Source organism: Arthrobacter sp. efr-133-TYG-118, assembly GCF_030209755.1.
In the GTDB taxonomy this organism is placed as follows: Bacteria; Actinomycetota; Actinomycetes; order Actinomycetales; family Micrococcaceae; genus Arthrobacter.
This window is the reverse complement of record NZ_JARVRH010000014.1, coordinates 33,287-58,715: the sequence shown is the minus strand read 5'-3', so window position 1 is coordinate 58,715 and position 25,429 is coordinate 33,287. Positions and strand designations below refer to the sequence as shown.

Sequence of the window (25,429 nt, the reverse complement as noted above, 5' to 3'; positions counted from 1 at the left end):
CGCGAGCAAGGAGAAAGGTTGCTCGGGCCGCCAAAGGGGCCCGTTCGCAGCGTTAGCGTTCGACGCCAGCGGGCTGGGAACGCCCCGAGTCGCCTCGAATTACATCGATTGAGCGACCGGTCGTGCGGTCGAATTACGGCGCAAAATTTTCCGGAGCATCCTCTGAACTGAAAGCGAATTTCTCCAGCTTCTTTATAAAAGAACTTGAATAATAGCACCGAGGTCCGATCCATAAGGAGATTCCACGACCACCCCGCTCGCGTTGGCGATCGCCGGATACCGTCCATAAGATTTGCTAAATTTCGGTAAGTCGCCTTAGTAACCCAAACCTTAAACTTACGGTACTTGTTTCTTAAGAAAATTCTGACCTTACAACGCGGGTCCCCGCACGCGGCATCCCCGACAGACACGGTTCTTTCGACGTAATCCCACGTCAGATCCCCTTTTTGATTTCGCAGACCAACCTCGCGGCTGTGCTATCGCACGCTAAATTTTGGCAAAAAGTGTGTCGATCCGCCGCCCCTGCCGCGAGTGTTCACGGTAAGTCGCATCGAATGAAATACGTAGTTCAGCGCCCAAAAGCGAGTATGGATAGCGAAAAAGGCGTAATAGCCACTGTGGTTAGGGCAATCCCGCGCACTTAGCGTTTGGACATGTTGATTTACCTGTAGGAATGCGCACTACCTCGGGGCTTCTTCAAGTTCCCATCCACCTGCGCAACTCTTCCTGGTCGATCAACGGTCTCCTATTAACACCATCTGGGATTGTGATCAGTCATGTACAACGAATCTGAGGAAAGAGGTGCGCCGCTGGGGGGTGGCGCTAGTGTCAAACGCCGCGGCCTATTCAGGCTAGGAGCCTTGGCCACTGCCGTCACGGGCGCATTCGCTGTATCAAGCTTCGAGGCCAGCCCCGCCCAAGCTGACGGGCTCCCCGGACTTGCGCCAACAGCACTAAGCCCCAGTGACCTTTCCGCGATCTATGCCCCACTAGTTGAGTTCAACTCAAAGAACTACGCGAGTATCCCGGCCCTCTTCGCGGCGGCAGCCGCCCATGGCGATTACTGCGTGATCCGCGTCTCGCCGGGAAGCTACACGAGCGCCCCGGTACGGATCGACTCCTCGCACGTGACGCTAGACCTACGAGGCGCTTGCGTGAAGCTCGCCAACGGGTCCAACGATGACTGGCTACGCGTCGGTGCAAACGCGCTGTCCGTTCACATCCTAGGCGGCGTCATCGACTGCAACGGAGCGAACCAAACCGGCACCTCGCACGGCATCCGTTTTGAGCAATACACCGGGGCCTTTCGTATTGCAGACAGGTCCAACATCGTCCACACCGAAGTCTTGAGCAGCCTTACGGGCGGTATCCGGATTGAGGCCAAGCGCATTGAAATCCAGATGCACCACGTCGCGATCCGAAGCTTCGGCGCTTACGGCGTCTACATGGGTTCGACCGATTGCGGCTTCTACGACGGCGCAATCGGCATCGGGGCCAACTGTATTGTCATTGACGGCGGGGCCAACTGGGTACGCAATTCCGGCCTCTACTCGGCAAATGGCTACGCAATTAAACTCACGCAGAACGCATATGACTCTTTTGTCATGATGAACATGATCGACAATAATGTTGGCGGAGGGGTTTCAATCGTCGGATCAAGCGGCAGCACACTGAATGCGAACCTCGTGGGCAATGAGTTCCGGGGCAACAGCACCGGCGCTCTGGGGGCCTATCCAGACATTTACTTGGAGCAGGTTCGCAACGTCAATATCGTCGGCAACGTTTCAGGCTTCCAACAGGGCACCACGGCTCAGACGAGATACGCCATTCAGACCGGACCGGGTGTTGGGTTCATCAATGCTATGGGGAACATGTTTGACCCGAGCTACCACACCCTGGACGTCTATTCAGATTACAATGCGATTTATGCGCGTCAGCGACGATCTGACTATGTTGCCGGAACAAACACCACGCCAATCATCCACAGCCGGGTAGGCTCTGAGAGCTTTGACCGCTTTGAAGTCCGCGCCGACGGAGCGATTCGATTGGGGCCAGGATCCGGCGCCTTAGACACAAGCTTCTTCCGGGAAGGTGCTGGACTCATTCGGACAGATGGCGCATGGAAGGCCCCAAAGTTCACACTTACGACCAGCGGCGGGTCTTTCACTTCCCCCCTGTTCTACTTTGAGGGGAAAGCAACTTCCGTCCCGTCCACGGGAGCTAACACCGCGTACTTGATGCACAAGGACAACGGAAGTGGTAAAGGTCAGATTGTTGCCGTTTTCCCGACCGGAGCGACGCAGGTAGTGGCCCAAGAACCTTAATCCAGCTGAGTGCCCGACCAATGCACGGCGGACACCATGCGAGTTGAAGTATCAGCTGTCCAAGGGAGTTTCGGACCTGCTCGGGGTGTGATCCACGCAGCTTGTCGTGACGATCGCGATGAAGCCGCTGATGGCAAAGAACAGGTCCGCGCCAACGTCACCAAGCCCGCCAGGATCCCTAGGATCCCCCCGCCGACACTTTCGCTCGTGAAATCCCTTGGCCACGCTGAAGATGCAAAAGGACTTTGAGCGCAGTCGAGATCGCGCTCAGCTGGAAGACGCGCCGGTTGGAGCGAAGCCCGCCCGGAATGCGAGGACCGCAACGCCCTCGGAGCAGACAACCTACATCGCAGTGGCCTACAAATCCGCCAGCACCGTCCCAGGGTTCTCAATCGCGTCGGCCACATACCGCAGGAACCCAGCAGCCGTTTCTCCATCACAAACCCGGTGGTCGAACGCCAACGTCAGCTCAGTGACCTTGCGGACAGCGAGCTGGCCATCCACTACCCAAGGCTTGTCGATGATGCGGCCTACACCAAGCATGGCTACCTCGGGGTAGTTGATGATCGCGGCGGAACCGTCCACGCCGAACACACCGTAGTTGTTCAGAGTGAAGGTGCCGCTGGCCAGCTCCGTCGGAGTTGCCTTGCCGTCACGCGCGACGGCAGTGAGCCGGCGGATCTCGGCATCGAGTTCGCGGGCGTTCAACAGGTGGGCGTTGCGGACCGACGGAACAACGAGCCCGCGGTCCGTCTGTGCGGCGAAGCCAAGGTTGATGCCGTCGAAAGCGATGATCTCTTGCGTTTCACCGCCAGCCGTATCCTCGGACGTCACAAACCGGGTGTTCAGCTCGGGGAATTTTTTTAGCCCAGCTGTGACAAAACGAGCGATGAACGCGAGCAGCCCGGGCGCGCCGTGCGGATCCCGCATCTTGAGTTCTGCACGCATCTCAAGGAGCGCAGTGGCGTCAACGTCTACCCAGACAGTTGCCTCAGGGATCTCGGACCGGCTGCGGCTCATGTTGGCCGCAACAGCCTTCCGTATCCCGCGGACCGGAGTGCGCGAAGCCACGGTCAAGCCGGTACGGGCATCCTGGACTCCCGTGGAAGGCTGGACAACGGCGGGCGCCTCAACCGGAACGGTCTCGCCCGTGGCACCTCCGATGGCGGCCTCGATGTCGCGTCGCAGGATGAGCCCGCTCTCCCCCGAACCAGGCACTGCGTCCAGCGAGACCCCATGGTCCCGGGCCATCTTCCGCACCAACGGGGAAATCACGGCAGAGAGCTTCCCTGGAATCCGCGTGCGGGACAGCGAGAGTTCGGCGAAGTCGGGGGCCGGTGTCACAGCAACAGCTGAAGCAGGAACCTTCCGCGGCCGGGTGCGGCGAGCCTCGCCACCTCCGGATGTGCCGTAGCCAATGAGCACGTTCCCGGATCCGGCCTTCTCTTCGGCTCGGTAGGCCTCGGCAGCTGCGGACGCCGCAGGTGCCTCGGAAACAACTTCCGCAGGACCGGCCGCTTCCACAAGCTCGGGCTCAGCAGCAACCGAAGCGCCCACCGGAGCCACCGAGATCAGGGGCTTCCCGACGTCGAGCGTCTGGCCAGCCTCGCCGTGCAGCACGGCGACGATGCCCGCGTACGGCGAGGGCACCTCCACCATGGACTTGGCGGTCTCGACCTCGGCAATCGGCTGGTCCACGCTGATCTCGTCGCCTACGGCAACAAGCCAGTTGACGAGTTCGGCCTCGGTGAGGCCCTCGCCCAGGTCCGGAAGCAGGAACACCTGCATTTCTGCGCTCATGGTCAGTTCTCCCATTGAAGGTCGTCAACAGCGTCGAGGATGCGGTCGACGCTTGGCAAGTAGTAGTGCTCCAGCTTCGGAGCCGGGTACGGGACGTCGAAGCCGGTCACGCGGCGGATGGGCGCGGCCAGGTAGTGGAAGCAGCGTTCCTGTACCCGGGCGACGATTTCGGAGGATACGGACGCGAAACCGTGGGCTTCGGCGATGACAACAGCTCGCCCGGTCTTGCGCACGGAGGCGCAGACAGTTTCGTCGTCGAAGGGCACGATCGACCGGACGTCGATCACTTCAAGCGAGCGACCTTCTTCAGCGGCCGCGGCTGCGGCGGCAAGAGCGGTCGGGACCGAGGGGCCGTAGGCGATGAGCGTTGCGTCAGTGCCGGGACGTGCGACGGCGGCGCGCCCCTCGCTGCTGGATCCTGTCGCAGCGTTCGTGGCGTGTTCGGCGCGCAGGGCGCCCAGGTCCACTTGGTCTTTGGACCAATAGAGCTTCTTGGGTTCCATGAACATGACGGGATCGTCGGAATCGATGGCCTCGCGGAGCATGCGGTAGCCGTCCGCTACGGTCGCTGGTGTGAAGACCTTCAGGCCGGCGGTGTGGGCGTAGTAGGACTCGGACGAGTCGCAGTGGTGCTCCACGCCGCCGATCCCGCCGGCATACGGGACGCGGATAACCATGGGCAGCTTCACAGCACCCTTTGTCCGATTGTGCATTTTGGCCACGTGGCTGACGATCTGTTCGAACGCCGGGTAGGCGAAAGCGTCGAACTGCATCTCAATAACAGGACGCATTCCGTTCATGGCCATACCCACGGCCATGCCCACAATGCCGGATTCGGCCAGGGGGGTATCAAAGCATCGTTGCTCTCCGAAGGTGGCCATTAGGCCATCGGTGATCCGGAAGACGCCACCCAGGCGGCCAACGTCTTCCCCGAACACCAAAACGGAAGAATCGGCCTCCATGGCGTCCGCCATCGCAGTGTGGAGAGCTTTGGCCATGGTGACGGTCTGCGGGCCGGAGGCTTCGGCGACTGCTGCCGCGCTGGCTGCCGCACTGGCGGTGGCGGAGCTGACGTCACCTGTTGCGGCGTGCTCGGTGGCCTCAGAGGATGTGGTGACGGCGGGGCTCATTTGCCTGCCTCCTTCTGGCTGGATGCCTCACGGGCGAGTTCGTCGGCGAGCAGGGCGGACTGCTCCTTCAGTTGCGGAGTGGGTGTCGAGAAGACATAGCGGAAGAGATTCTGCGGGTCTACCGGGACGTCCTCCCCCAGGCCTTCGCGAAGCTGGGATGCAACGGCTTCGGCCTTTTCCGCGATTCGGCTGGAACCGTCGTCGTTGAGCAGTCCGCGGCCGGTGAGATAAGACGTCATCCGGCTGATGGGATCCTTGGCTGTCCATTCGGCCACTTCGCTGTCTTCCCGGTAGCGAGTGGCGTCGTCGGCGTTAGTGTGGGCCTGCATGCGGTAGGTGTGGGCCTCGATGAGAAGCGGGCCGGAGCCTTCGCGGGCCAATTTCACCGCCCGGTCCAACACTGCGAGCAAGGCAACCAGGTCGTTACCGTCAACGCGCTCACCGGCCATCCCGTAACCAACAGCCTTGTGCGCCAACGACGGCGCCACGGACTGTTGGCTCAAGGGCACCGAGATCGCGTACTTGTTGTTCTGGACAAAGAAGATCACGGGGAGGTGGAAGACAGCCGCGAAGTTGAGGGCTTCGTGGAAGTCCCCTTCGCTCGTGGCACCGTCGCCGCACATTGCCAACACCACGGTGTCCTCGCCGCGCAGTTTGGCGGCATGGGCAACTCCGACGGCATGGAGCAGCTGGGTGGTCAGCGGCGTGCACTGGATACCGACCTTGTGCTTGGTGGGGTCGTAGCCGCCGTGCCAGTCGCCGCGGAAGATGGTCATGGTCTCTACCGGGTCGACGCCCCGGGACATGACCGCTACGGCGTCTCGGTAGGTGGGGAAGAGCCAGTCGCCTTCGCTAAGGCACAGGGCGGCGGCTACTTGGCAGGCCTCTTGGCCGTGGCTCGACGGGTAAACCGCCATGCGGCCCTGCCGGACGAGTGCGGAGTTCTGATCGTTGACGCGGCGTCCGACGACGAGTTGTTCGTAAGCTGCCATGAGTTCGGAATCGCCGGGGATGGGATATTCGTGGCCGGGTTCCGTGCCCTGTTCAGCTTCGGGCTTGAGCACGCCAGAGGGATCGACCATCTGGATCTGATGGCGGGCCGGCAGCATGTAGTCCTCAACGCTGATGCCGAACTTGCGCCGCACTTCGGACGCTTGGTCGCTTGCTTCGGTGTTGTCCGGCCGAGCGTCAGCCAGACCCTGAGCCTCATGGTCTGCGGAGATCGTCATTGGTCCGTCCTTCTGTATCCACTATTTGTCACCAGTATGTTCCATAGAGAAGTTTCGTATCCAGCTCTGGGCAAAATCGTGGAAAAGCTTGTCTGAAACCTCTAGTCTGGAAGACAAATTGCAAATGTGAGCTGGGTAACGAACCCACGCTGTGGACGAATTGGAGATGCGATGGCCGAGGTGGAAGCGGATCATGCGGAGGTTCCTCTTGACCAAGTGGATAGGGACATCATTGCCGAACTGACGCGGGACGGCCGGATGTCGGTGACTCAGGTGGCGGAAAACGTCCACATCAGCCGGGCGCACGCGTACTCGAGAATCTCGCGGCTGACGGGCGAAGGCGTGCTCACGAAGTTCACCGCGCTGGTTGACCCCATCAAGGCCGGCTTGAAGTCATCGGCCTACGTCACGCTCAAGGTGCAGCAGCATTCCTGGCGCGAACTCCGTGAAGAGCTTCGGCTCATTCCGGAGGTGCAGCACATTGCGCTGGTGGGGGGTGATTTCGACGTCATCCTGCTGGTTCGCGCCACCGACAACATTCATCTGCGCAGGGTCATTTTCGATCGACTGCAGTCGATGCCAGGCGTGCAGGATACGCAAACGTTCCTGGTGTTTGAGGATCTGGATACGAGGTAAGGCGCCGAATGCCTGAGGTGGCCGGTAGGATCCTAGGTTCGGCTCCGTCGGTGTCTCACCCTACGTCGTGGGACAAACGCAGGTCATCGAGGGGGCGCAACAGGCAGGAAGACCCCGCTTGTTGTTCCGCCGTATCCGAAGAACCAGGATCAGCATGCAAACTGCTCCGACGAATCCAAGTGCGCCCAACATGGTTGCCAGGCCTTCGAAGTAGCCTTCGAGAGACATCGACCTTTACCGAGAGAGGGCTAGGTAGACGACCCCGGCCGTGACCAACAACAAGACGATCAATCCACCGAATTTGAATCGTTTCGGGGTCGTTTTTCGGTAGGGGTTGATGTCTACGTAGCCGGGCAAAGCGTCCTCCATTTTGACGTTCTTGAACATCCCCTGAATGAGTATCGGCTACATGTCGGCTCGAGTAAGAAAATACGTGCAACGCCGCGGACCACGCACACCCTTGAGCTTCTCGGCCGACGGGCGAGAGCGCACTCACCAAATCCGCCCCGGCGGATCACATCACCGCCGGTCTGAAGTGATCAGCCTAGGCCCCGCTCAAGTTGCAGCATCATTTCTTCGGCTCATCCCGAAGGTTCGCTACACTGCGCCAGACCAATCCCCTCCTGGATGCTGGCCACGGGCTCGCCCTCCGCCGGGACCCACACCAAATCCTGCTCATGGCGACCTAGATTCCACATCTATCAATTTCACAATCCCTAAGATCCCAATCTAGCCAGTACTATTAGTTACACTGCACGAATATTGCCGTTCTGGTGGTGTGCCGTGTGGCCGCCCCAGCAACCGACACAAGGGGAACCGGTTTGCATCTACGCGACTATCTGCGCATCCTGCGCCGCAATTGGGTACTCATCATTGCGTCAACGTTGGCCGGCCTCCTCTTGGCAGGTGCTGCATCCGTATTGATCAAGCCGACATATACAGCTGAGACTCAACTATTTGTTGCAATCCAAAGCTCAGGCTCCGTTCAGGACCTGCAATTGGGAAACAATTTCAGCCAGGCTCGCGTCCAGTCTTACGTCAAGACCGTTGCATCTCCCGCGGTCCTCCAGCCTGCGATTGACTCCCTCGGGCTTAAGGTCACCGCCGAAGAACTCGCAGCAAACGTCAAGGCCACTACTGAGGCAAGTACCGTGCTGATCAATATTGCGGTTTCCGACGAATCCGCAGTTCAAGCCGCTGCCATCTCCCAAGCCGTAGCAAACAGCCTAATTAAGGTTGTTGACTCGCTGGAAAAACCGCGAACGGGTGGGGCATCGCCTGTCAGCTTGTCAGTGATCAAACCAGCCACTGCTCCAGTGGCTCCATCGGCTCCAAACACAAAACTAAACCTCCTAATTGGACTTGTAGCCGGGCTTACGGTCGGCGTGGGTGCTGCGCTTCTTAGAACGACTTTGGACAGCCGGATTCGCGGTGAAGCCGATCTCCGCCAAGTCACTGACGCTCCCATATTGGGAGGGATATCATTCGACAACGACGCGACGAGGAAACCGCTACTAACGCAAGCCGCACCTCAAAGTCCACGTGCTGAGTCGTTTCGCCAGTTGCGTACCAATCTTCAATTTGCCAACGTTTCCGGCCATGCGAAGTCAGTTTTGGTTACTTCGTCCGTCCCGGGCGAAGGCAAGAGCACGACCGCAACAAACCTGGCCATTGCCCTTGCTCAGGCAGGCCAGACAGTGTGCCTAATAGACGCCGATCTTCGCCGCCCAATGGTCAATGAGTACCTGGGGCTGGAGAGGAACGCAGGACTTACAACGGCCCTAGTAGGTGCAGGCGACTTGAACGAACTTCTTCAGCCGTGGGGCGACGAAAATCTGTTTGTGCTTGCATCCGGCCAAATTCCGCCTAACCCAAGCGAACTCTTGGGTTCTACAGAAATGAAGCAGTTACTTGAGCGACTAGAACAAGCTTTCGATACCGTTGTGATCGATGCGCCACCGTTGTTGCCCGTCACCGATGCCGCAGTTCTTTCACAGCATGTCGGTGGCGTGCTGTTGGTGGTTGGAGCGCAGAAACTACGCCATCATGATTTGGAGAAGTCGCTCAACGCACTCGACATGGTTGGGTCCAATATCTTGGGCGTCGTTCTCAACAGACTCCCAGCCAAGGGTCCAGACGCGTATGCCTACGACTACTATGGCAGCAACAGTAACGAAGCTAAGAATTCGCGAGCTCCAAGGATCTCCAGCAGGAAAAATGCCGCACCAGAATTCGACGTTGCGGCAACGGCTGAACCTGACGAATTTGACGAAACCCTGTTAGGCGCCCACACCGCGACAGAAAAGACATTTCCCTCGGGCCGATTCCGTAGCTAGTTCAGCGGCGCTAGAATTCATTTGACGACTTTCGTCCTCCGGCCTTCTACTTAGGTCGGAGGACGAAAGAAACTACCTTGGGTTAGCCTGCGATCAGTCGTGGCGAGAATATGTAGCCTGTCCCGATTCCAAACCAGGGATTCTGTCAGGCCCCTGAGAAGTAGCCAAGTTTGTCGCATGTTGACCTAGGTTTGTATGGCAGCGATTCGGCGCCGGGGCTACGGCCCATGCGAAGTTGGTGCGTGCGGCGCACTGCGAGTGTCCGTTCTCCGATGCTAGTCGTTGGACCTCGCGAGAGCTACGTTCTTCGCCTACGCAACGACTGTGCGCTCTCTCCGGGCCGGACGACTCAGGGCAAGCAGCCCTCAGATTGAGAACTCAGATCACCAACCAGCCGACGACGATCGGTTCTAGGCAGTACACCTCCGGGCAGGCCAGCTCTGAGTTGATCTGCCCACCCGGATAAAATCACATATGACCGGCCAATACAATCTATTGCGCTTCACCGTTCAGTGAATTTCCAGTACAGAGTCCACAGATCGTCTAGGTGACCTTGCGACCCGAAAAGTCTCTTCTGAGTGCCCGATCGCAACAAGCATCACAACGTCTTCATGCGAGGGAATCTCCGCAGCAGCCCGAAGGCTGCTGGAGGCTTGGTTGTTCATCGACCAGTTGAGCATGCATGAAGCCAAGCCCCTCAAGTGGAGACCGTAGGCAAAGCTCATTGCGAACAACCCACCGTCAATCCAACGTTGATGTCTTTCACCAGCCCCCGCGAACAATCGGGTATCCACCGTGACGACCGCTAGAGCTGGGACTGTTTGCCCGAACCCGGAGTTTCCGTTCTGATGCCGAATCACGCGGGAAACATCTTCGGCATTAGCAAAAACATGGAGCCGCCAAGCCTGACGGTTGCAAACCGACGGTGTGCTCAACGCTGTGATAGCTGCTTGTCGAATATCTTCAATGCTCACCGGCGTTTCGGTATCGAAGACTCGAACGCTTCGTCGTGACGAAAAAAAGTGGTTCAGCAGGCCTTGGGCATCCGTCTTCAAGATCGGATCCCAGACAGATCGCGCATGAACAGAAGGGCTTACATCCTCTGGGATCATTTCGTCGGAATTCCAGTCCTTGAGCGCGTCCAGAGCTGACTGCGCATACCCGGCAACTTCAGACAGTTCTTCGTTGGTCTTCGGATGCTCCAGACCCAGTTCAAGCCGCTGCCGTACGCTTTCACCGAAAGGCCGCTTCGGACTCTTGAGAGCCAAGCCCTTTTCTATTCGATGGTAATCCTTGGTCAGTTGGCATTCGACATGACGACTGGACCCGGTACCGGAAAAGAGGTCATCTTCCTCCGCTCCGAACTTGATGTGCCGGCGCGCATCAATGGCGAGCTCCCGGATCACGAGGAATTTTCGATAGTCTCGCTTTAGCCGAATAAAGAGAGGTTGCGGAACCACCTGTTTGAATAGACTCTTAACCATCGTCATGCTAAGTTCCCCCTGGATCCCCATTTTCGTTCTTCCTATCCATGCCAAATTCTAGTCGATCGCCTCCTTGAGAAGGCATAGACTACGAATGCCGGTAACACTATTACCCTGACGCCTCAAAGCAGACCAAAAAGGCTAAACTACAGTCCTGCACGAGACCGTGTATAGCCGCCAAGGATTTCATGAGGCTGAGCCCGTCCTTCGAACCACTCGTAGGGCGCAGCCCCACGTCGGCCTTACGACTGCGCTTCCTCCTTGACGTGGATTCGCCCTAGCCAGTTTGTCGACTAACCAGGAGCCGCAGGTCGGCCGAGTGACCACGTATCCACAGACTGCCCCATGGTGGCTGATGAGAGAAAGCGATTGTAGAGTCCGATGACCACAACAACCGCCCGAAAAGCCGCCCGCGGAGGCTTGATAACCCTGGTTGGTCAGGCCGCCAAGATGGTGCTTCTACTTTTCAACCTGGTCATTTTGGGGCGACTACTAACCCCTCTGGACTTTGGCCTCGTCGCCATGGTGACTGCGGTAATCGGAGTAGCCGAACTTCTCCGAGACTTTGGGATCACCACCGCCAGCATTCAAGCTGAACATTTGTCCAGAAAACAAAAGAATAATCTATTCCTAATCAACTCAGGACTCGGACTTGGCTTGGCAGCATTAACTGCGTTATTTAGCCAGCCGCTGGCCGCCTTCTACCAGGACCCCCGCCTAATCCCAATCACTCTAGCTATTTCTAGTGTCTTCTTATTGAACGGGATTCAGGCGCAGTATCAGGTCGAAATGACTCGTACACTTCGATTCAAAACACTAACGATAACGGACGTCGCTTCGAATGCAATCGCGCTGTGCGTCGCCATCATTGCATCAATTCTGGGTGCCGGTTACTGGGCATTAATAATGATGCAGTTAGTTGCTGCTGTCCTACTATTGGTAAGCCGCATGGCAACCAGTGAGTGGCACCCAGGGTGGCCAGGGCGGAGCGGTCGAATCGGAAGATTCCTGAGATATGGGGGACACCTTGGTTTGGCTCAGTTTATCAACTACGTAAGCGCCAACGCACCGAGTGTCCTGCTCGGCTACGCTTTTGGGCCGGTCTCACTTGGAGCCTATTCGAGAGCTTCCCAGATAGCGACCTTACCTGTAAACCAGATCTTCGGGCCTCTCACAAATGTTGCATTAACCACGCTTGTGCGGTTGAATAACAGTGAGCAATTCGAGCGAACCATAGCGAAACTTCAACTGATGTTGGGCTACGCCGCCGCCATTGGCTTTTCCTTCTTGATCGTACTCGCCAAACCGCTCGTGAGCCTCCTACTTGGCCACCAGTGGGAGTCTGCAGTGCCTCTCCTCCAAATACTTTGCGCAGGAGCGACATTCCAGGCGGCGACTTTTGTGTCCTATTGGGTGTTTCTTGCCAAAGGTCAAACCGGGTCTCTACTGAAATACAACCTGGTAACCAAAGGGATAGTTCTCTTATTGACGATCCTTGGCACCTTCTTCGGAGTTCAAGGCATTGTTATCGGGTATTCGCTTGGATTAGTCGCGGCATGGCCGATCTCTCTAATCTGGATGAGTAAGAATAGAATACCATCGGGACCTTTGTTTTTCGGTGGTTTCCGATTTATAAGCTTGGGTGTGGCCGCTGTCAGCGCCGGGTTAGTGCTTCCGGTCGCATTTGACCAACTACCTACTATCATTAGTTCCACAATAGGTTGGGCAGTTGGCTTGCTCCTACCTTTCGTATTCCGACAAAGTCGAAGCGATGTCGGAATGATTTTGGCGACAGTCAGTAGCATGAGCACTTCAAATATTAGAATCGGGGAGTCTAAGTGAAAACGAACTCATCGTCGTCCGCGCAAGAACGACTAGAGTCGATTGTGCGAGCAATTGCGTCAAAGGTAGCCGCCCAGCCTCTTGCTTTACGGCTGATGTCGTTAGCCGACAGGCTAGTACTCAGACTCGTGCTCGCGGGAGCATGCCCAGCGAATAATTCACATATAATCCTTAACTCACCAGGATCCGGCAACATCGGCGATCAAGCGATGTTCGAGAGCTTCGTGAAGAACGTGCCGGGTCATATAGTTGCGGTAGTAAAATCGCCCGATGCGTATGCCTTACCGGAGGGCTTGGATCCTGATCGAGTATCCTTCTTGGTTCTACCTAACTTGGTTTACTCAAAGGGCCCTGCGCACTACCGTGACCTCCGTCAACTTGGGCAGGCAATTCGTTCCGCCGAGAGTTTCTCCATCATGGGCGCAGACATCATGGATGGTGGCTACGGAATCCATTCGTCCGTGGTCGAATGGAATCTTGCAAGAACTGTACAAGATGCGGGCATTCCCGCAAGAGTTCTGGGATTCAGTTGGAATGGACGGGCACCGAAGGAGGTCGTGCGACAGGCGCGCTTGGCGGGCCACTCTGGCGTACGGATTCTTTCAAGGGATCCCGATTCGCACAAGCGACTGTTAGACGACGACATTGAAAGCATAGTTCAGTCTTCAGACATGGTTTTCTCTTTCTTGGATGATCTGACAATCCACATGCCGGCACCAGCAATTATGAATTGGCAGAACCCTGAGGAGAAACTTGCTGTCGTCAACATAAGCGGCCTTATCGGCGCGACGATTGATCAGAATGTTGAATACGAACATTTCCTCGCCGCGTTGGAAGAACTTGGATACAAGTGCTTATTGTTGCCTCACGTGAGTCATTCGAATGTGAACGACATCGCCGCTATTGCGCAACTTCGGGTTGAAAGTGCCGCCGCGAGGAGGGCGATCTTCATAGATACGCTACTTTCTCCGGCTGAAGTGTTGTCGATCGTGAAGCGTTCTGAAGTGGTCGTTACAGGCAGAATGCATCTTTCCATTTTGGCCCTCCTGGCCGGAAGACCCGTCATAGCCCTGGCGACTCAGGGCAAAGTCTCCGGTCTGATGAGACTGTTCGACTTACCGGACCACTGTGTTGAGCCAACAGAAGGGTTTGGTAAACGGGTAGCTCGACTGTTGGTCCACCTTGAGGCCAACCGCCACACGGTCATTACGAAAGTGACGTCGAACCTACCAACCGTCCGCAGACTGTCCCAGAAGAACTTTGAGCTCTTCGAATCTCGGTGACCGGAGAACTTAGGCGTCATGTAGACAAATTCAGGCCGCCGCCTCGACTTGTCGGGAACGAGAAATTGCCAAGTCGTCCTTCGCGATTTCCAAGGTCGCCGGACGGTCCTCATGGTTAGCCATAAGGACCTCAGGGATAGGCGCATTGCCCGGCCCATCGGCCTGCGTTGAGCCGGGCAGGCCGTCACGACCGGCCCTCGGTCGCTTGCCGCGATGCGCCGAGGATATGGCCTCGGCGCACCGCCTGGCGGTCGACCATTGTCGTCTGGCCTGCGTGGCAAACTAGGCAGTCACCGAGGCGAAACAGAACCTCTCCGGGCCGGTCAAGAGGGCTCCCGTTGTCGGACTTCGGTAAGGATGTCGTTGCCAGTTGACCAGATGAAACGCATCCACTCTGAACGCGGTGCGGGGATTCCACATCCGCAGGGCCTTGCAGACCGCCGCGGCAGGGTCGATCGCGACGACCTATACGCCCAGGCGCCATTAAAGTGGCCGGGCGAACTGCCACTCGCCGACGCCTTCGCTGTCCCGTCAGTCCACGATCCCGAGGCCCTGGCCGGTGTCCAGGTCAACGATCGCTGTCATCCACGGTCGTGTTCAAGGCAGCAGGCCCACGGTTGCTAGCCATGGAGAACTCGGCGCAGACGTCTACGTACTTGCCGCCGTGAGCTTCGCAGCTCGCTTGGATGGCGTTGTCGTAGGCGTCGGTGTGGCCGCCCGCACTGCCCCAAGTGCCGATGCACACCAAAGCCTAGTTGGCGAAACTGCCTTGACCTTGCTCAGCAGGGCATAATACTGAGCGGGGAAAACTGCGCGATCGGTCTTGCCTGGATGTCGTTCGTTCCGAACCTGTCGATGGCGCCCTTCTTATGTAGCTCCGTCATAACAAGCAGGCTGTAGCCATTGTCCTGCGTAGTTGCCAAGTAGCCAGCAGTCAGGGAATCACCAGCAAACAGAACCTTCAGCGGGCCACTGGAGGAGAACATGACGGCAGCAGAAATACCTCCGCTTGGAGCAGCGCACCTCGACCGGCCCGGCGATGGGTATGTCGCGGAGACGTTGGAACCGGCGCGAATCCATCCGGGCACCGATGAACCCGCACCAGGGCAGCCGGCCTCGGCCGTCGATTCGATGCAGATCCGACGCTGCCCAAATTCAAGGACTTCGGTCGTAGTGGACGATCTGCTGCTAGACAAGGATCCGATTGCAGTGGCACTCGGCATTAAAAACCGCGTCTTTGCGGTTACTAGATTTGATGAACCGGCCCAGCGGACAGGCCGGCGAGAACGCCATCCCCTAGCCCGCCCTTCTGGCCGGCAGCACTGCGGTTTTAAGGCAGACGATCCACCAATTCAAATGGGGTGGTAGGAAACCTAAATCCAAATTCACCCTCACAACAGCACGATTTCATCAGACAGGCGAAGAAATAAAATTTGCCAAAGTCAGGACGGTCTGAATTGCATTCTATGAAGAGACGTAATATCCCTTCGGCCGAACTGCGCCTCGGCTTTTCGATAGCCTCGCAGATCTGTTGGCCCACCGCGTATCAATTCCTTTTGCTCGGTGAGACTCGTCCCAGATTGAAGAAGGTGTCAATTGACTAGACAACTGTTGCTGAAAGCAGAACGCGGCCAGAAATAGCCAGAGTGGCAGGGTGTCACTCATCATCCCCCAACCGGTCAAAGCAACCAACGCTATGCCGGGAGTTGAGGCGACATACGCCCTTGCGAAATCACCGACGCTGCTGTCCTCACGACGCTGGCGCCACGCAACAATGAACGCAATAACCAAGGGAAGGAAAAGCAGAGCCGCGCCGACAATACCGATTTCGACGGCTGCGAGCAAGGCTGAATTGTGCACGGGCCAACCTTGCGCAGTAAGCGCATCGGTAGGACCAGCTGTTGTGATGTAGGTGTTAGGTCCGGTTCCGGCAACTGGGTTTCCGGGAATTAGTGCCATGGCCACATCGTTGAAATGCTGCCGCGTATCTCCCGTGGGGTCCTCTTCAAATCTAGCCACCCAGACTCCTGCCGAGGCAAATCCCGCTATACCAACCACCAAGGGTATAGCCAGCTTGCTGCCGAGGGCCCTTCCACGCGGGAGAAGAAGTGTCCATATAAGGATCATAACGACGGCGGAGAAGAAATTAGCGCGCCCTCCGGACATGATGAACATTGGAAATGTTGCAAGGATCGCGGCCCAAGCCGCCAACCGAGTTTGTCGGATGGCGGAGCGTGTAAAGGGCAAACAGACCATCATGAAGAGCAAGAGAACTTTGCCCAAGGTTGTTGGGTGGCCGAAGGAGCCATTGATGCGACTTCCGACAAGTTCCGAAGTCACCGCGTTAGTCGGGAACAGGGGTACTCCCGCGAATTGCAGAAATGAAATTCCAAGCTGAAGCAGGACCGTTCCCAGAATCCAATACACGAAAGTCCGCCCCGTTTTCGCGTCCTTATCAACGCAGGTTGCTGCATATGCACCGGCCGCCCAGGCGGCAGCGGCGGTCAAGAAGTGCACCATTCCGGCTTGTACCTCTCCGGTTTGCGTCCACACGAATCCGTAACAAATCACAAGGAAGGCAACAAATGGGAGAAGTAAGAGGTTCACGCGCAACCAGCGACCCGCCAAAACGCCGAGGATCGCAATGATGGCGATAGCAACTGTGTATGTCAGAATTCGAGGCTCTGACCCGGCGATACCGCTTCGCGTCAAGTCTGCTTCCGTGCCACCGTACAGAACTTTTGGCAGGAAGCACATGGTGGTCATGGCGAGAGCCATGATGGTGTTGACAGGCCCCGCGACTGTGCGAAGGATGTACAAACCAGCAACTGCAACTACTATGATGGCGACGGTCATCAACGCGGGCCTTTCATGAAGCCTTGAAGGGGAGGATTCGGACAAACGGCTCTTGCATGTCTGGTTTAGCGAGTCGACGATTAAAATCCAGAACGCGCCAGCAGGTCGTTCACTCCATTCTGGAATTGAACTTCACTAAACGCCTCGCGAACGACTCCGGGCGGCGCCGCGGTGGTTGTTATTCTATTGCCTGACATGAGGTCGTCGATATCACCCACATAACCGCGGAATGAGGTATCGAATCCGCTGCGGACGTGCTCAGTACCGAAGACAGGCACTCCGTGGACCATTGCTTCGACCGCCTTGACCTTTATGCCACCCCCGTGATCAATAGGTACTACCACGGCATCAACCATCGAATAGAACTCAACGACGTCGTCTATAGAACCAAGAACCGTCGTATTGGTCCCCCAGGTCCTCACGACCTCGGATCCGTATCCAGCGACAATCAGCTCAAGGCCAAGTGAGTCAATCCGGGCGGAATAGTCGGCCAAGAACTTCTTTAGCGACATTACGTTCGGCGGATAGTTCATGTTTCCTAGAAAACCGACTCGGCGGATTGGTCCGGGCAAACGCGGAGCCATTTCCCTTTTCCATTCGACCGGAGTGGGCAGCCAGGCTGCTGCCCCTGAACCGGATCTCGTTAGTGATATGTAGTCATGATGTCCCGCAAATGCATTACCCGCTGCTTTGCTGGGCAATCTGGACTCTAACGCCCGCCACCAAAGTGACTGTGCGTAACCGCCAGGCTGCAGCGCTAATGATGACTTTCCCATCGTTCTTGCGTTGACACTCCAAAGATCCATCCAGTCAAAAATCAGTTTTGACTTCGGTAACATTTTGCTAGCGGATGCAAACACGGACGGGACTGTCACTACGTTGAGATCGGCATTTGGTAAAGCAGGCAATTTACCTTGTAACGGCATTGGAATCAAGCTCTTCTTGAACCTTCGCAAACGACTTTGGCGGCCTTCAGCGCTCCCCAGAGATCGAAGGGAATGAATAGTCGTCTTATATCCAAGAGCGTTCAAGGCCTCATGCCAAGCCAGAGCACGCAAGCCTCCCCCGTCACGTGGCATTTCCGAAAGCCCATACCAATAGACGATGTTTGCCGTCCTCACGTTACCCCCGTTTGTCTTCATTCGTCATCTGAGTCCAGAGTTCCCGAAAATGTGTTCTATAGGCTTCGATCGAGAACTTTTGTTCATAGCTAATCCGCGCATTCTTCCCCATCTGCGCGGCCATCGATCTGTCTAATGAGATCAGCGTGGCAGCTAGGTCGGTAGCTCGTCCGATGGGATAAAGTCGGCCATCGAATCCGTCGGTGACCACGTCTAGAACACCGCCAGCATCGCTGGCAACAACCGCTCGTCCTCTGGCGAAGGCCTCAAGCAAGACGAGTCCAAATGGTTCCGGTTTCTCAGAGGGCAAAATCAGGAAGTCCGCCGCATCAATATGGGGGGTGATGTCGTCTACTTCCCCAACAACGGATACAAAGGCGCCATGTCTAACTTGAGCGATAAGTCCCGGAACATCAACACCAGTTCCCATGGCAGGCGGCCCACCCAAGATTACGAGTTCTCCGGGGCAGGTTTCGCTATTCCACGCATCTAGAAGCGACCGATGCCCCTTCCAGGAGTTCCACCTGCTGGCGACGACGAACCTCAAATGACTATCGTCGGATCGAATCGGGACCAAATCTGAGCCAGGTTCGCTATGGGCATTCAACAATAGTTCAGCGCGCGACTGCAGGTGAGCCGGGAGAGAGTCCAACGCCGCACCGGAAATACAAAAGATTCGATGGGCAGCTCGGCCAAACAAACCAAGCACGGCTGCTTCACGAGGCGACCATATCTCTTGCATATGGAGGACAACGTGCTTAACTCCTGCAAAGCGTGCCAGAGCTAGACACAAAACCATCGCCGAAGTGGTGCAGTATACAACATCGGGGCGCTTGGTTCTCAGCCTGAGAAAAGTCTTCCAGAGACGCGAGATTAAAGGCGCGATTTTCGAAACCGACAGGTAGCGCCGCCGGAGAACGGCCAGCGGTTGGGTGTCATGTATCACGCCAATAGAGTCGAGTTCAAAACTGAGGCGGTTTTGCCCCACTGGCAAGTCATCCGGCAACCAGACTTCCGTGCGCTTTCGGTCTGATTCCGGTAGCGCACGAAGGACTTCGAGGACAATCTTGTCTGCACCGTACATCTCATTTGACGAATGCATAAATGCGATCAGACGTGGCCGCCTGTCATATGCGGCCGTCATCGAGTCCTCAAGACTTTGGCAGGAATGCCGGCGGCTACAGCATTATCGGGAAGGTCGTGCGTAACAACACTGCCTGCCGCGATCACCACACCGGATCCAACTTTCACGCCGGCGGTGATCGTGACCCCGCTTCCTATCCAAACGTCATCTCCGATAGAAAGGAACTCACGGCTAACTCCCTGAGACTTGATCGTTCTATCTCGATCTGAAAAAATATGATTCTCGGAAAATAGACGGACTCCCGGACCGAGCATAACGTCGTTACCGATTCGAATCTCTCCAGAACAACCGATAAAACATCCAGCCCCGAAACTTGAGCGATCCCCCACCCACAGGCCTACGCCAATTTCTCCTCCGTAATAGCTCGACGGGCGAATGAGCGTTCCACGCCCAATCGAGACTTCGTCGCCGAAGTTAAGACCATGTTGAGCGAGCCCTTGGACTTCTGCGTAGTCCTCTACGACAAATCGGCCTTTGTGCGAGATCAGCTGAGGATTCTTCAGGCGTGCGCCGCGTCCGACAAATAGCACCCCCCCTGAATGCTTCAACCATGGTTTAACCAGAGACCCTCTGAGCAGCATCGGAGCGGTTCGTCCAAGCATCTGCCCTGTTGCTAGTACGTTGGCACCAATGGGTAGGCCTTCATAGCGGAGAAGTTTCATGCGGATTTCCCTGCGTGTGAAACTTCCGCCATCGGCCCACTAAGGGCAGATTCATACGATCGACACACCGCCTCCCAGGTGTAGCCCTCCTCCATGCGTCGAAACGAGACATCCGAGAGTCGTCGCTGTTCGTCTGGGGAATCCATTACTCTCCGGATTGCGGCCTCGATTGCATGGGGATCTGGCTCGCAAAAAACTCCGTCGGCACCAAGAACTTCGCGGTTGTACACGGTGTCCCGGGCGATCGTAGGAGCACCATTGGCCATCGCCTGAACCAAAGCTGGGTTGGTGCCGCCAACGCTGTGTCCGTGAAAATAGGCTCCGCAGTGCTTCCACAAAGATAGAAGTCGCTTGTCATCAGAGACGTGGCCCAGCCAATGCACGCTCGAAAATTCTTCGGCAAGTGATCGGACGGCTTCGTCTAAGGTCCCTCCATAACCAGCCGACCCTACGATGACTACGTCATAATCGGCGGCCAATCGCTTCGCTGCCTCTAGGAATTCGGGAATGGTGTTCTCCGGGACGAATCTTGCCACTGCCAGAACGAAGCGTCGTCGACGAAGTGGATGCTCCACTTCACTGGTGTCAGTCAGAGCTTCGCCACCGTACGGGATGTAAACGCTCTGTCGAGAAAATTCTGACATCCATCGTCTCTGGATCTCGATCGAATCCGCTACTAGTGTGGTGCCGAATCGTGCCGTCATCCGAGCTCCAAACCGGAAGATCGTCTTGGCGAGCCTGCCCCATTTGGCCCGCTCCCATTCAATTCCATCCACGTTGACAACGGTGGGAATTCCCCGCAACGCCAGGAGCGGAAGCCAGAATCCGTTGGCAACATTCATTATCAGCGCGACGTCCGGGCGTGTCCACATAGCGTGAAGGCAGGACGATAGCCCAAAACTCAGCGTACTGAGAGATTTGTTTTCAATGCCAGGAGTTTCGATCACCCTAACGCGAGAGTCGCGGTTCGGGTCATCCGACTTGATACCTGGTCGGCCGTAGACTGAGACATCCCAGCCTCGTTCAGCTAGATACGGCGCGAGTTTGCGGACCGCAGTTTCAAAACCGCCGTAGTAGCTCGGATACCCACGCGTTCCGATGATCGCGACAGATCCCACCATGCTTGTGCCCCCATTGATGGTTTACCGATAGGCTGCGCCTAGTACAAGCCAGAGATTATCATCCCCTTCTGGACGAGTTTGTTTTGGGTCGGACTGCTACGACCGTGGTTTTGCGGGACAACGGGTCTAGTCCGAAGGTTTTCCATCAGTGTGTGACGCTGGCAGGGCCGCTCGAAGATCAATTGCGGTCGAAACATTCCTGATGACCCGCTGCTAAATGTATGGTTGGCAAGGGCTCCTCCGGCCACTCGGACAGCAACACAATTGGGGGATGGGGGATGAACTTAGTGGAGACTAGAACTGATTGGCGCGTACGAACGTCGCGCACCCTTAGGTTGGTTGATGCGCTGGTCATCATGTGGGCCGTGATTGGCGCCTATGTCATTCGGTTCGGTTTGGATCCGAGTTTGGCGGGAACTGGGGATTTTAGCTACTTCTGGCTTTCCGTGCTCCTAACGGTCGCGTGGTGGTTGATGCTGGAAGCGTGGAGCACGCGTCAGAGCAGAATTCTGGGTTCCGGTCCAGATGAGTACAAACGCGTGGCCGCCGCGTCTCTGTGGCTCTTCGGGCTCGTTGCAATGTTTTCCTATGTATTTCGACTCGAAACTGCTCGCGGATACGTCGGAATTGCGCTGCCTGCCGGTCTGATTGGACTGCTCCTAGCTCGTTGGCTCCTGCGGCAGCATCTCGGCGTTCATAGGCAAAACGGAAGACGAATGTCTCGGCTTCTTCTGCTTGGCGGACCCAGCGCCGTTGCCCATCTTGCCGAGACGTTGGCCCGCGAAAAGCACGCGGGATATCAGCCGGTTGCCGCGTACGTACCGGGCTCCCATGATCGCCACCCAGAACTAGATGGAATCGGCTTGCCAGTGCTCGGCAACGATCCTGACACCAACTCTATTCTGGACGCGATCAGCCTCTGCAGTGCAGACGCTATCGCCGTATCTGCAGGCGTGCAGCTTCACCCCCAAACAATTCGCCATCTGGGGTGGGAGCTTGCCAATCGAAACATAGGCCTCATCATGGCGCCGGCGCTCACAGATATTGCGGGACCACGCATCCACACTCAGCAGGTTGCGGGGCTGCCCCTCATACATGTGACCACCCCCACTCTGGAGGCTGGCCAACGCGTAGCCAAGCGTCTCTTCGACATTGCCGTGTCAGCCACATTGCTACTGCTGGCTTCCCCGCTGATGGCTTTCTTGGTTCTTCTTGTCAAAATCGACAGCCCCGGCCCAGCCCTTTTCCGGCAGGAACGAGTGGGAATCGAAGGCACTCGTTTCAACATGCTCAAGTTCCGCTCCATGGTGGTGAACGCCGAAGCAAAGTTGGCGGAGCTCATCGAAAAGAATGAGGGTAGCGGCCTACTCTTCAAAATCCGGAACGATCCTCGAGTCACGCGCGTCGGTGGTTTTCTGCGCAGATACAGCTTGGACGAGCTCCCTCAGTTATTCAATGTTCTTGGCGGTTCAATGAGCTTAGTAGGCCCGAGGCCTCCTCTGCCGCGCGAGGTCGAGGCATACCAGCTGGAGGTGCGCCGGCGTCTCTTGGTGAAGCCGGGACTAACCGGGCTTTGGCAAGTCAGCGGACGGTCAAATCTCTCATGGCAGGACTCGGTCCGTCTGGATCTCTACTATGTGGAAAACTGGTCATTGGCCGGCGACCTTGTCATCCTTCTTCGTACCGCTCGCGCGGTCTTCGGCAGCAACGGCGCCTACTAGATGGGGAACTATTCCATGACTTTGAACCGGGCTAGTCACGCATGACCGACAGCCAACGATCCGAAACGATCACGGACAAAACCGAGCAGCACCCAGCCCCGCCGCAACGCGCTCCAGGCAAGGGCCGTCGTCGTCTGTTGACAGTAGGAATTTGTCTTGCGACCCTTCTGGTGATCGCTGGAGCCGCTGTTCTATGGCTGGGCGCAAAGGCTTCCACCATCAAGAGGGAACTTGAGGCCTCAACACAATTGGTGCCCAAGCTCAAGGCGAGCATCCTCGAGAATCGTCCGGCAGATGCATCCTCAGCGGTCGACGAACTCCAGCGCCACACCGCGACCGCACGAGACGCCGCAGCCGATCCCATCTGGACTTTGGCATCGGCCGCTCCCTGGCTCGGTGCGAACTTTTCCGCGACTGCGGAAATCGCGCGCTCAGCAGATGACGTCGCCACTCAGGGTGCCGCTCCTTTGGTGAAGGTTTACGACTCCCTGAACTGGGACAAGCTGATGCCGGGTGGAAGCGGAACGGACTTGGAGCCGATTCGAAAGGCGGCCCCTGCCGTTGCGTCCGCTGCACACGCCGTGAGCGCCTCGGCTGAACGGCTGAATGGGATCGACGCCAGCAGCCTTCTCCCCCAGATCGCCGGGCCGCTGACACAAGCCAGACAGCAACTCAGCTCCGTTGTGGATGAGTTGGACACGGCATCCGACGCAGCGGGCCTAGCCCCGGCCATGTTGGGTTCCGACAAGCCGCGGCATTACCTGCTCCTCGTTCAGAACAATGCCGAGGCCCGGGCCACCGGCGGCATTCCCGGCGCATTGGTGGTACTGACTGCAGACAGAGGCAAAATCAGTCTCTCCGCTGAAACCAGCGCCACCGAGCTTGGAGTGTTCAACCCGCCAGTAGCCGTCGATGCTGAGCAGCAACGCATCTATTCGGACCGCATGGGCACGTTCATGCAGGACGTCAACTTCACTCCCGATTTCCCCACCTCCGCTACTACAGCGCTGAAAATGTGGGAACAGAAAAAGGGAGAACAACTTGATGGAGCGATTTCAATCGATCCTGTGGCTCTCGGCTACATCCTGGATGCCACAGGACCGGTTAGCCTTCAGGACCCGCAGATAATTGCACTGACTGAAGGAAAGCTGCCGACCCAGCTCACGGGGAAGAACGTGGTGAAGACCCTGCTATCGGATGTCTACGCCCAAATCAAGGATCCAAAGGCGCAGGACGTCTACTTCGCAGCGGTGGCCAAGGAAATCTTCAGTGCCTTCTCTTCCGGCAAAGGCGAGGCGAAAAGCCTGCTTGCCGGAGTCGAGAAAGGCGTGGGCGAACACAGGGTTCTGCTCTGGTCCACAGACACCAGCGAACAGTCCGTTCTCACGAAGTACACCCTCAGCGGGTCAATTTCCGGTCCCAGCGTTCCCGCGGCCCAATTCGGCGCCTACTTCAATGACGGCACGGGCGCCAAAATGGACTACTACGTGAAACGCACGGTTCAGCTTATCCAGCAGTGCACGACTCCCGACGGTTACGGGGCAGTCAAGGTTCGAATCACCAGCACCAATACCGCTCCTGCCGACGCGGCCACTTCCTTGCCGGCATACGTTACCGGCGGCGGAGCCTACGGAGTGCCGCCCGGCACTGCCCAAAGCAACGTCATCGCCTATGGTCCTGCCCAGGCCTACGTTGAATCTGCCACGCAGGACGGGAAAACGGTCCCCTTTGGTGCACAGCGCCACGACGACCGGCCCGTCGGCATGCTCTCCGAACAATTGGCTCCAGGACAGAGCAGCACGATCGAATTCACTTTTATCAAAATCGTCCAGCACAGCCAGCCTGAAGTGGTGGTGACTCCTACAGTCCAATCCATGGACAATGTAATCCTCCCGACCCAATCGGAAACATGCGGAGCTCCGGGATAGACGGCACGTTAACCCTTTGTAACGTCTTTGGATTTACTTTGCCGTCAGCACCCTTAGGATGATAGCTTCTCTGTTGGGTGGGTCTCAGGTTTCAGTTCACGTGTTCGTGGTGGATGAAATCATGTCATCACAATGAATTACGTAGCAGGTCTCAAGTACGTACCAAGGTCTCAGGGGGACAAATTGAAGAAAACACTTGCAGTGCTCGCGCTTGCGGGCAGCATCGCACTCGTCGGCTCGGCTCCGGCAATGGCCGTTAATTACCCGGCACCGATCGACCATGGCGCCGTCTCAGGTTCCATCGTCACACCTGGCGCGACCATTACTTTCTCCGGAACCGGCTTCGCCCACGGTGAAACCATCCACATCAGCATCGTTATCACAGCGCCCGGCAAGCCGCAGGGCGCGGCAGCACCCGGTGCAGGTGCCGCAGTCATGGCAGTTGGCAGCTCGCTTTCGCTCGCTCCGACCGAAGTGACTACAGTTGCCGACGGCAACGGCGCTTTCGCTCTGCCGGTCACACTTACCGAGGAAGGCACCTACCAGCTGACCGCCGTTGGTGCGACCTCTGGACACACCGTCACGGCGACCGTCGTTGCGGCCGCACCGGCCGCGGGCCTCGCTAACACCGGCAGTGCAGGCTTGGCCAACACCGGTGGTACCGGCCTGGCTAACACCGGCGTTGACTCCAGCCTGATTCTGTGGGGCTTGGTTGGCGCTGGCGCACTCGTCGCAGGCACGGCCTCCGTAGTGGTGGTTCGCCGCCGCGCAAAGAACGAAACCGTCGCCGCAGCCTAATCGCAACACAAAGG

General features: G+C 57.3%; 18 protein-coding genes. 8 read left to right on the top strand and 10 right to left on the bottom strand.

What is annotated here, in order from left to right; all coding sequences use genetic code 11:
* Positions 1–1,154: 1,154 nt before the first annotated feature.
* Positions 1,155–2,324 (top strand): hypothetical protein, encoded by a 1,170-nt coding sequence (locus QRN59_RS13670; protein ID WP_284983048.1) that lies wholly within the window; start codon positions 1,155–1,157, stop codon positions 2,322–2,324.
* A 357-nt stretch (positions 2,325–2,681) separates the two neighbouring features.
* Here the strand turns inward: QRN59_RS13670 and QRN59_RS13665 are convergent, their stop codons facing one another.
* Genes QRN59_RS13665 through QRN59_RS13655 form a run of 3 tightly spaced genes read right to left on the bottom strand, consistent with a single transcriptional unit; the run spans position 2,682 to position 6,483 of the window.
* The gene (locus QRN59_RS13665) at positions 2,682–4,124 is read right to left on the bottom strand and encodes a dihydrolipoamide acetyltransferase family protein (RefSeq protein WP_284983047.1); all 1,443 of its coding nucleotides are present in this window, start codon (positions 4,122–4,124) and stop codon (positions 2,682–2,684) included.
* 2 nt (positions 4,125–4,126) lie between these two features.
* A complete protein-coding gene (locus QRN59_RS13660; RefSeq protein WP_284983046.1) occupies positions 4,127–5,254 on the bottom strand; it encodes an alpha-ketoacid dehydrogenase subunit beta in 1,128 nt (375 codons plus the stop codon).
* Positions 5,251–6,483, bottom strand: a complete 1,233-nt coding sequence (locus QRN59_RS13655) for a thiamine pyrophosphate-dependent dehydrogenase E1 component subunit alpha (protein ID WP_284983045.1) — start codon at positions 6,481–6,483, stop codon at positions 5,251–5,253. The genes QRN59_RS13660 and QRN59_RS13655 overlap by 4 nt, the downstream gene beginning before the upstream one ends.
* 171 nt (positions 6,484–6,654) lie before the next feature.
* Here QRN59_RS13655 and QRN59_RS13650 point away from each other — a divergent pair, with 171 nt between their 5' ends.
* Both QRN59_RS13650 and QRN59_RS13645 read left to right on the top strand, forming a co-directional pair.
* The gene (locus tag QRN59_RS13650; protein ID WP_284983044.1) at positions 6,655–7,119 is read left to right on the top strand and encodes an Lrp/AsnC family transcriptional regulator; all 465 of its coding nucleotides are present in this window, start codon (positions 6,655–6,657) and stop codon (positions 7,117–7,119) included.
* A gap of 785 nt (positions 7,120–7,904) precedes the next feature.
* A complete protein-coding gene (locus tag QRN59_RS13645; protein ID WP_502871054.1) occupies positions 7,905–9,455 on the top strand; it encodes a tyrosine-protein kinase domain-containing protein in 1,551 nt (516 codons plus the stop codon).
* 509 nt (positions 9,456–9,964) lie between these two features.
* Here the strand turns inward: QRN59_RS13645 and QRN59_RS13640 are convergent.
* Entirely contained in the window at positions 9,965–10,945 is a 981-nt protein-coding gene (locus QRN59_RS13640) for a nitroreductase family protein (protein ID WP_284983043.1), read from the bottom strand.
* A gap of 375 nt (positions 10,946–11,320) precedes the next feature.
* On the opposite strand from QRN59_RS13640, the gene QRN59_RS13635 reads away from it, so the two are divergent.
* Together QRN59_RS13635 and QRN59_RS13630 are read left to right on the top strand one after the other, a co-directional pair.
* On the top strand, positions 11,321–12,781 hold the full coding sequence (locus QRN59_RS13635) for a lipopolysaccharide biosynthesis protein (protein ID WP_284983042.1): 1,461 nt from the start codon (positions 11,321–11,323) through the stop codon (positions 12,779–12,781).
* 416 nt (positions 12,782–13,197) lie between these two features.
* Positions 13,198–14,064, top strand: a complete 867-nt coding sequence (locus tag QRN59_RS13630) for a polysaccharide pyruvyl transferase family protein (protein WP_350225236.1) — start codon at positions 13,198–13,200, stop codon at positions 14,062–14,064.
* A 568-nt stretch (positions 14,065–14,632) separates the two neighbouring features.
* Here the strand turns inward: QRN59_RS13630 and QRN59_RS13625 are convergent.
* From QRN59_RS13625 to QRN59_RS13600, 6 genes are all read right to left on the bottom strand, one after another.
* Positions 14,633–14,809, bottom strand: a complete 177-nt coding sequence (locus QRN59_RS13625; RefSeq protein ID WP_284983041.1) for a hypothetical protein — start codon at positions 14,807–14,809, stop codon at positions 14,633–14,635.
* A gap of 719 nt (positions 14,810–15,528) precedes the next feature.
* Positions 15,529–16,920, bottom strand: coding sequence for an O-antigen ligase family protein (locus QRN59_RS13620; protein WP_284983040.1), 1,392 nt, complete (start codon positions 16,918–16,920; stop codon positions 15,529–15,531).
* Positions 16,921–17,000: 80 nt separating this feature from the next.
* The gene (locus tag QRN59_RS13615; protein WP_284983087.1) at positions 17,001–17,504 is read right to left on the bottom strand and encodes a glycosyltransferase family 4 protein; all 504 of its coding nucleotides are present in this window, start codon (positions 17,502–17,504) and stop codon (positions 17,001–17,003) included.
* 538 nt (positions 17,505–18,042) lie between these two features.
* Positions 18,043–19,185, bottom strand: coding sequence for a glycosyltransferase family 4 protein (locus QRN59_RS13610; RefSeq protein WP_284983039.1), 1,143 nt, complete (start codon positions 19,183–19,185; stop codon positions 18,043–18,045).
* Positions 19,182–19,847: an acyltransferase gene (locus QRN59_RS13605; RefSeq protein ID WP_284983038.1), complete on the bottom strand. Its 666-nt coding sequence runs from the start codon at positions 19,845–19,847 to the stop codon at positions 19,182–19,184. Before QRN59_RS13605 ends, QRN59_RS13610 begins: the two co-directional genes overlap by 4 nt.
* Positions 19,844–20,968 carry a glycosyltransferase gene (locus QRN59_RS13600; protein ID WP_284983037.1) on the bottom strand — a complete coding sequence of 375 codons (1,125 nt, stop codon included), beginning with the start codon at positions 20,966–20,968 and terminating at the stop codon, positions 19,844–19,846. The genes QRN59_RS13605 and QRN59_RS13600 overlap by 4 nt, the downstream gene beginning before the upstream one ends.
* A gap of 278 nt (positions 20,969–21,246) precedes the next feature.
* Here QRN59_RS13600 and QRN59_RS13595 point away from each other — a divergent pair, with 278 nt between their 5' ends.
* From QRN59_RS13595 to QRN59_RS13585, 3 genes are all read left to right on the top strand, one after another.
* A complete protein-coding gene (locus tag QRN59_RS13595; RefSeq protein ID WP_284983036.1) occupies positions 21,247–22,689 on the top strand; it encodes a sugar transferase in 1,443 nt (480 codons plus the stop codon).
* A 41-nt stretch (positions 22,690–22,730) separates the two neighbouring features.
* The gene (locus QRN59_RS13590) at positions 22,731–24,617 is read left to right on the top strand and encodes a DUF4012 domain-containing protein (RefSeq protein ID WP_284983035.1); all 1,887 of its coding nucleotides are present in this window, start codon (positions 22,731–22,733) and stop codon (positions 24,615–24,617) included.
* Between the two features lie 183 nt (positions 24,618–24,800).
* On the top strand, positions 24,801–25,415 hold the full coding sequence (locus QRN59_RS13585) for an LPXTG cell wall anchor domain-containing protein (protein WP_284983034.1): 615 nt from the start codon (positions 24,801–24,803) through the stop codon (positions 25,413–25,415).
* Positions 25,416–25,429: the final 14 nt, after the last annotated feature.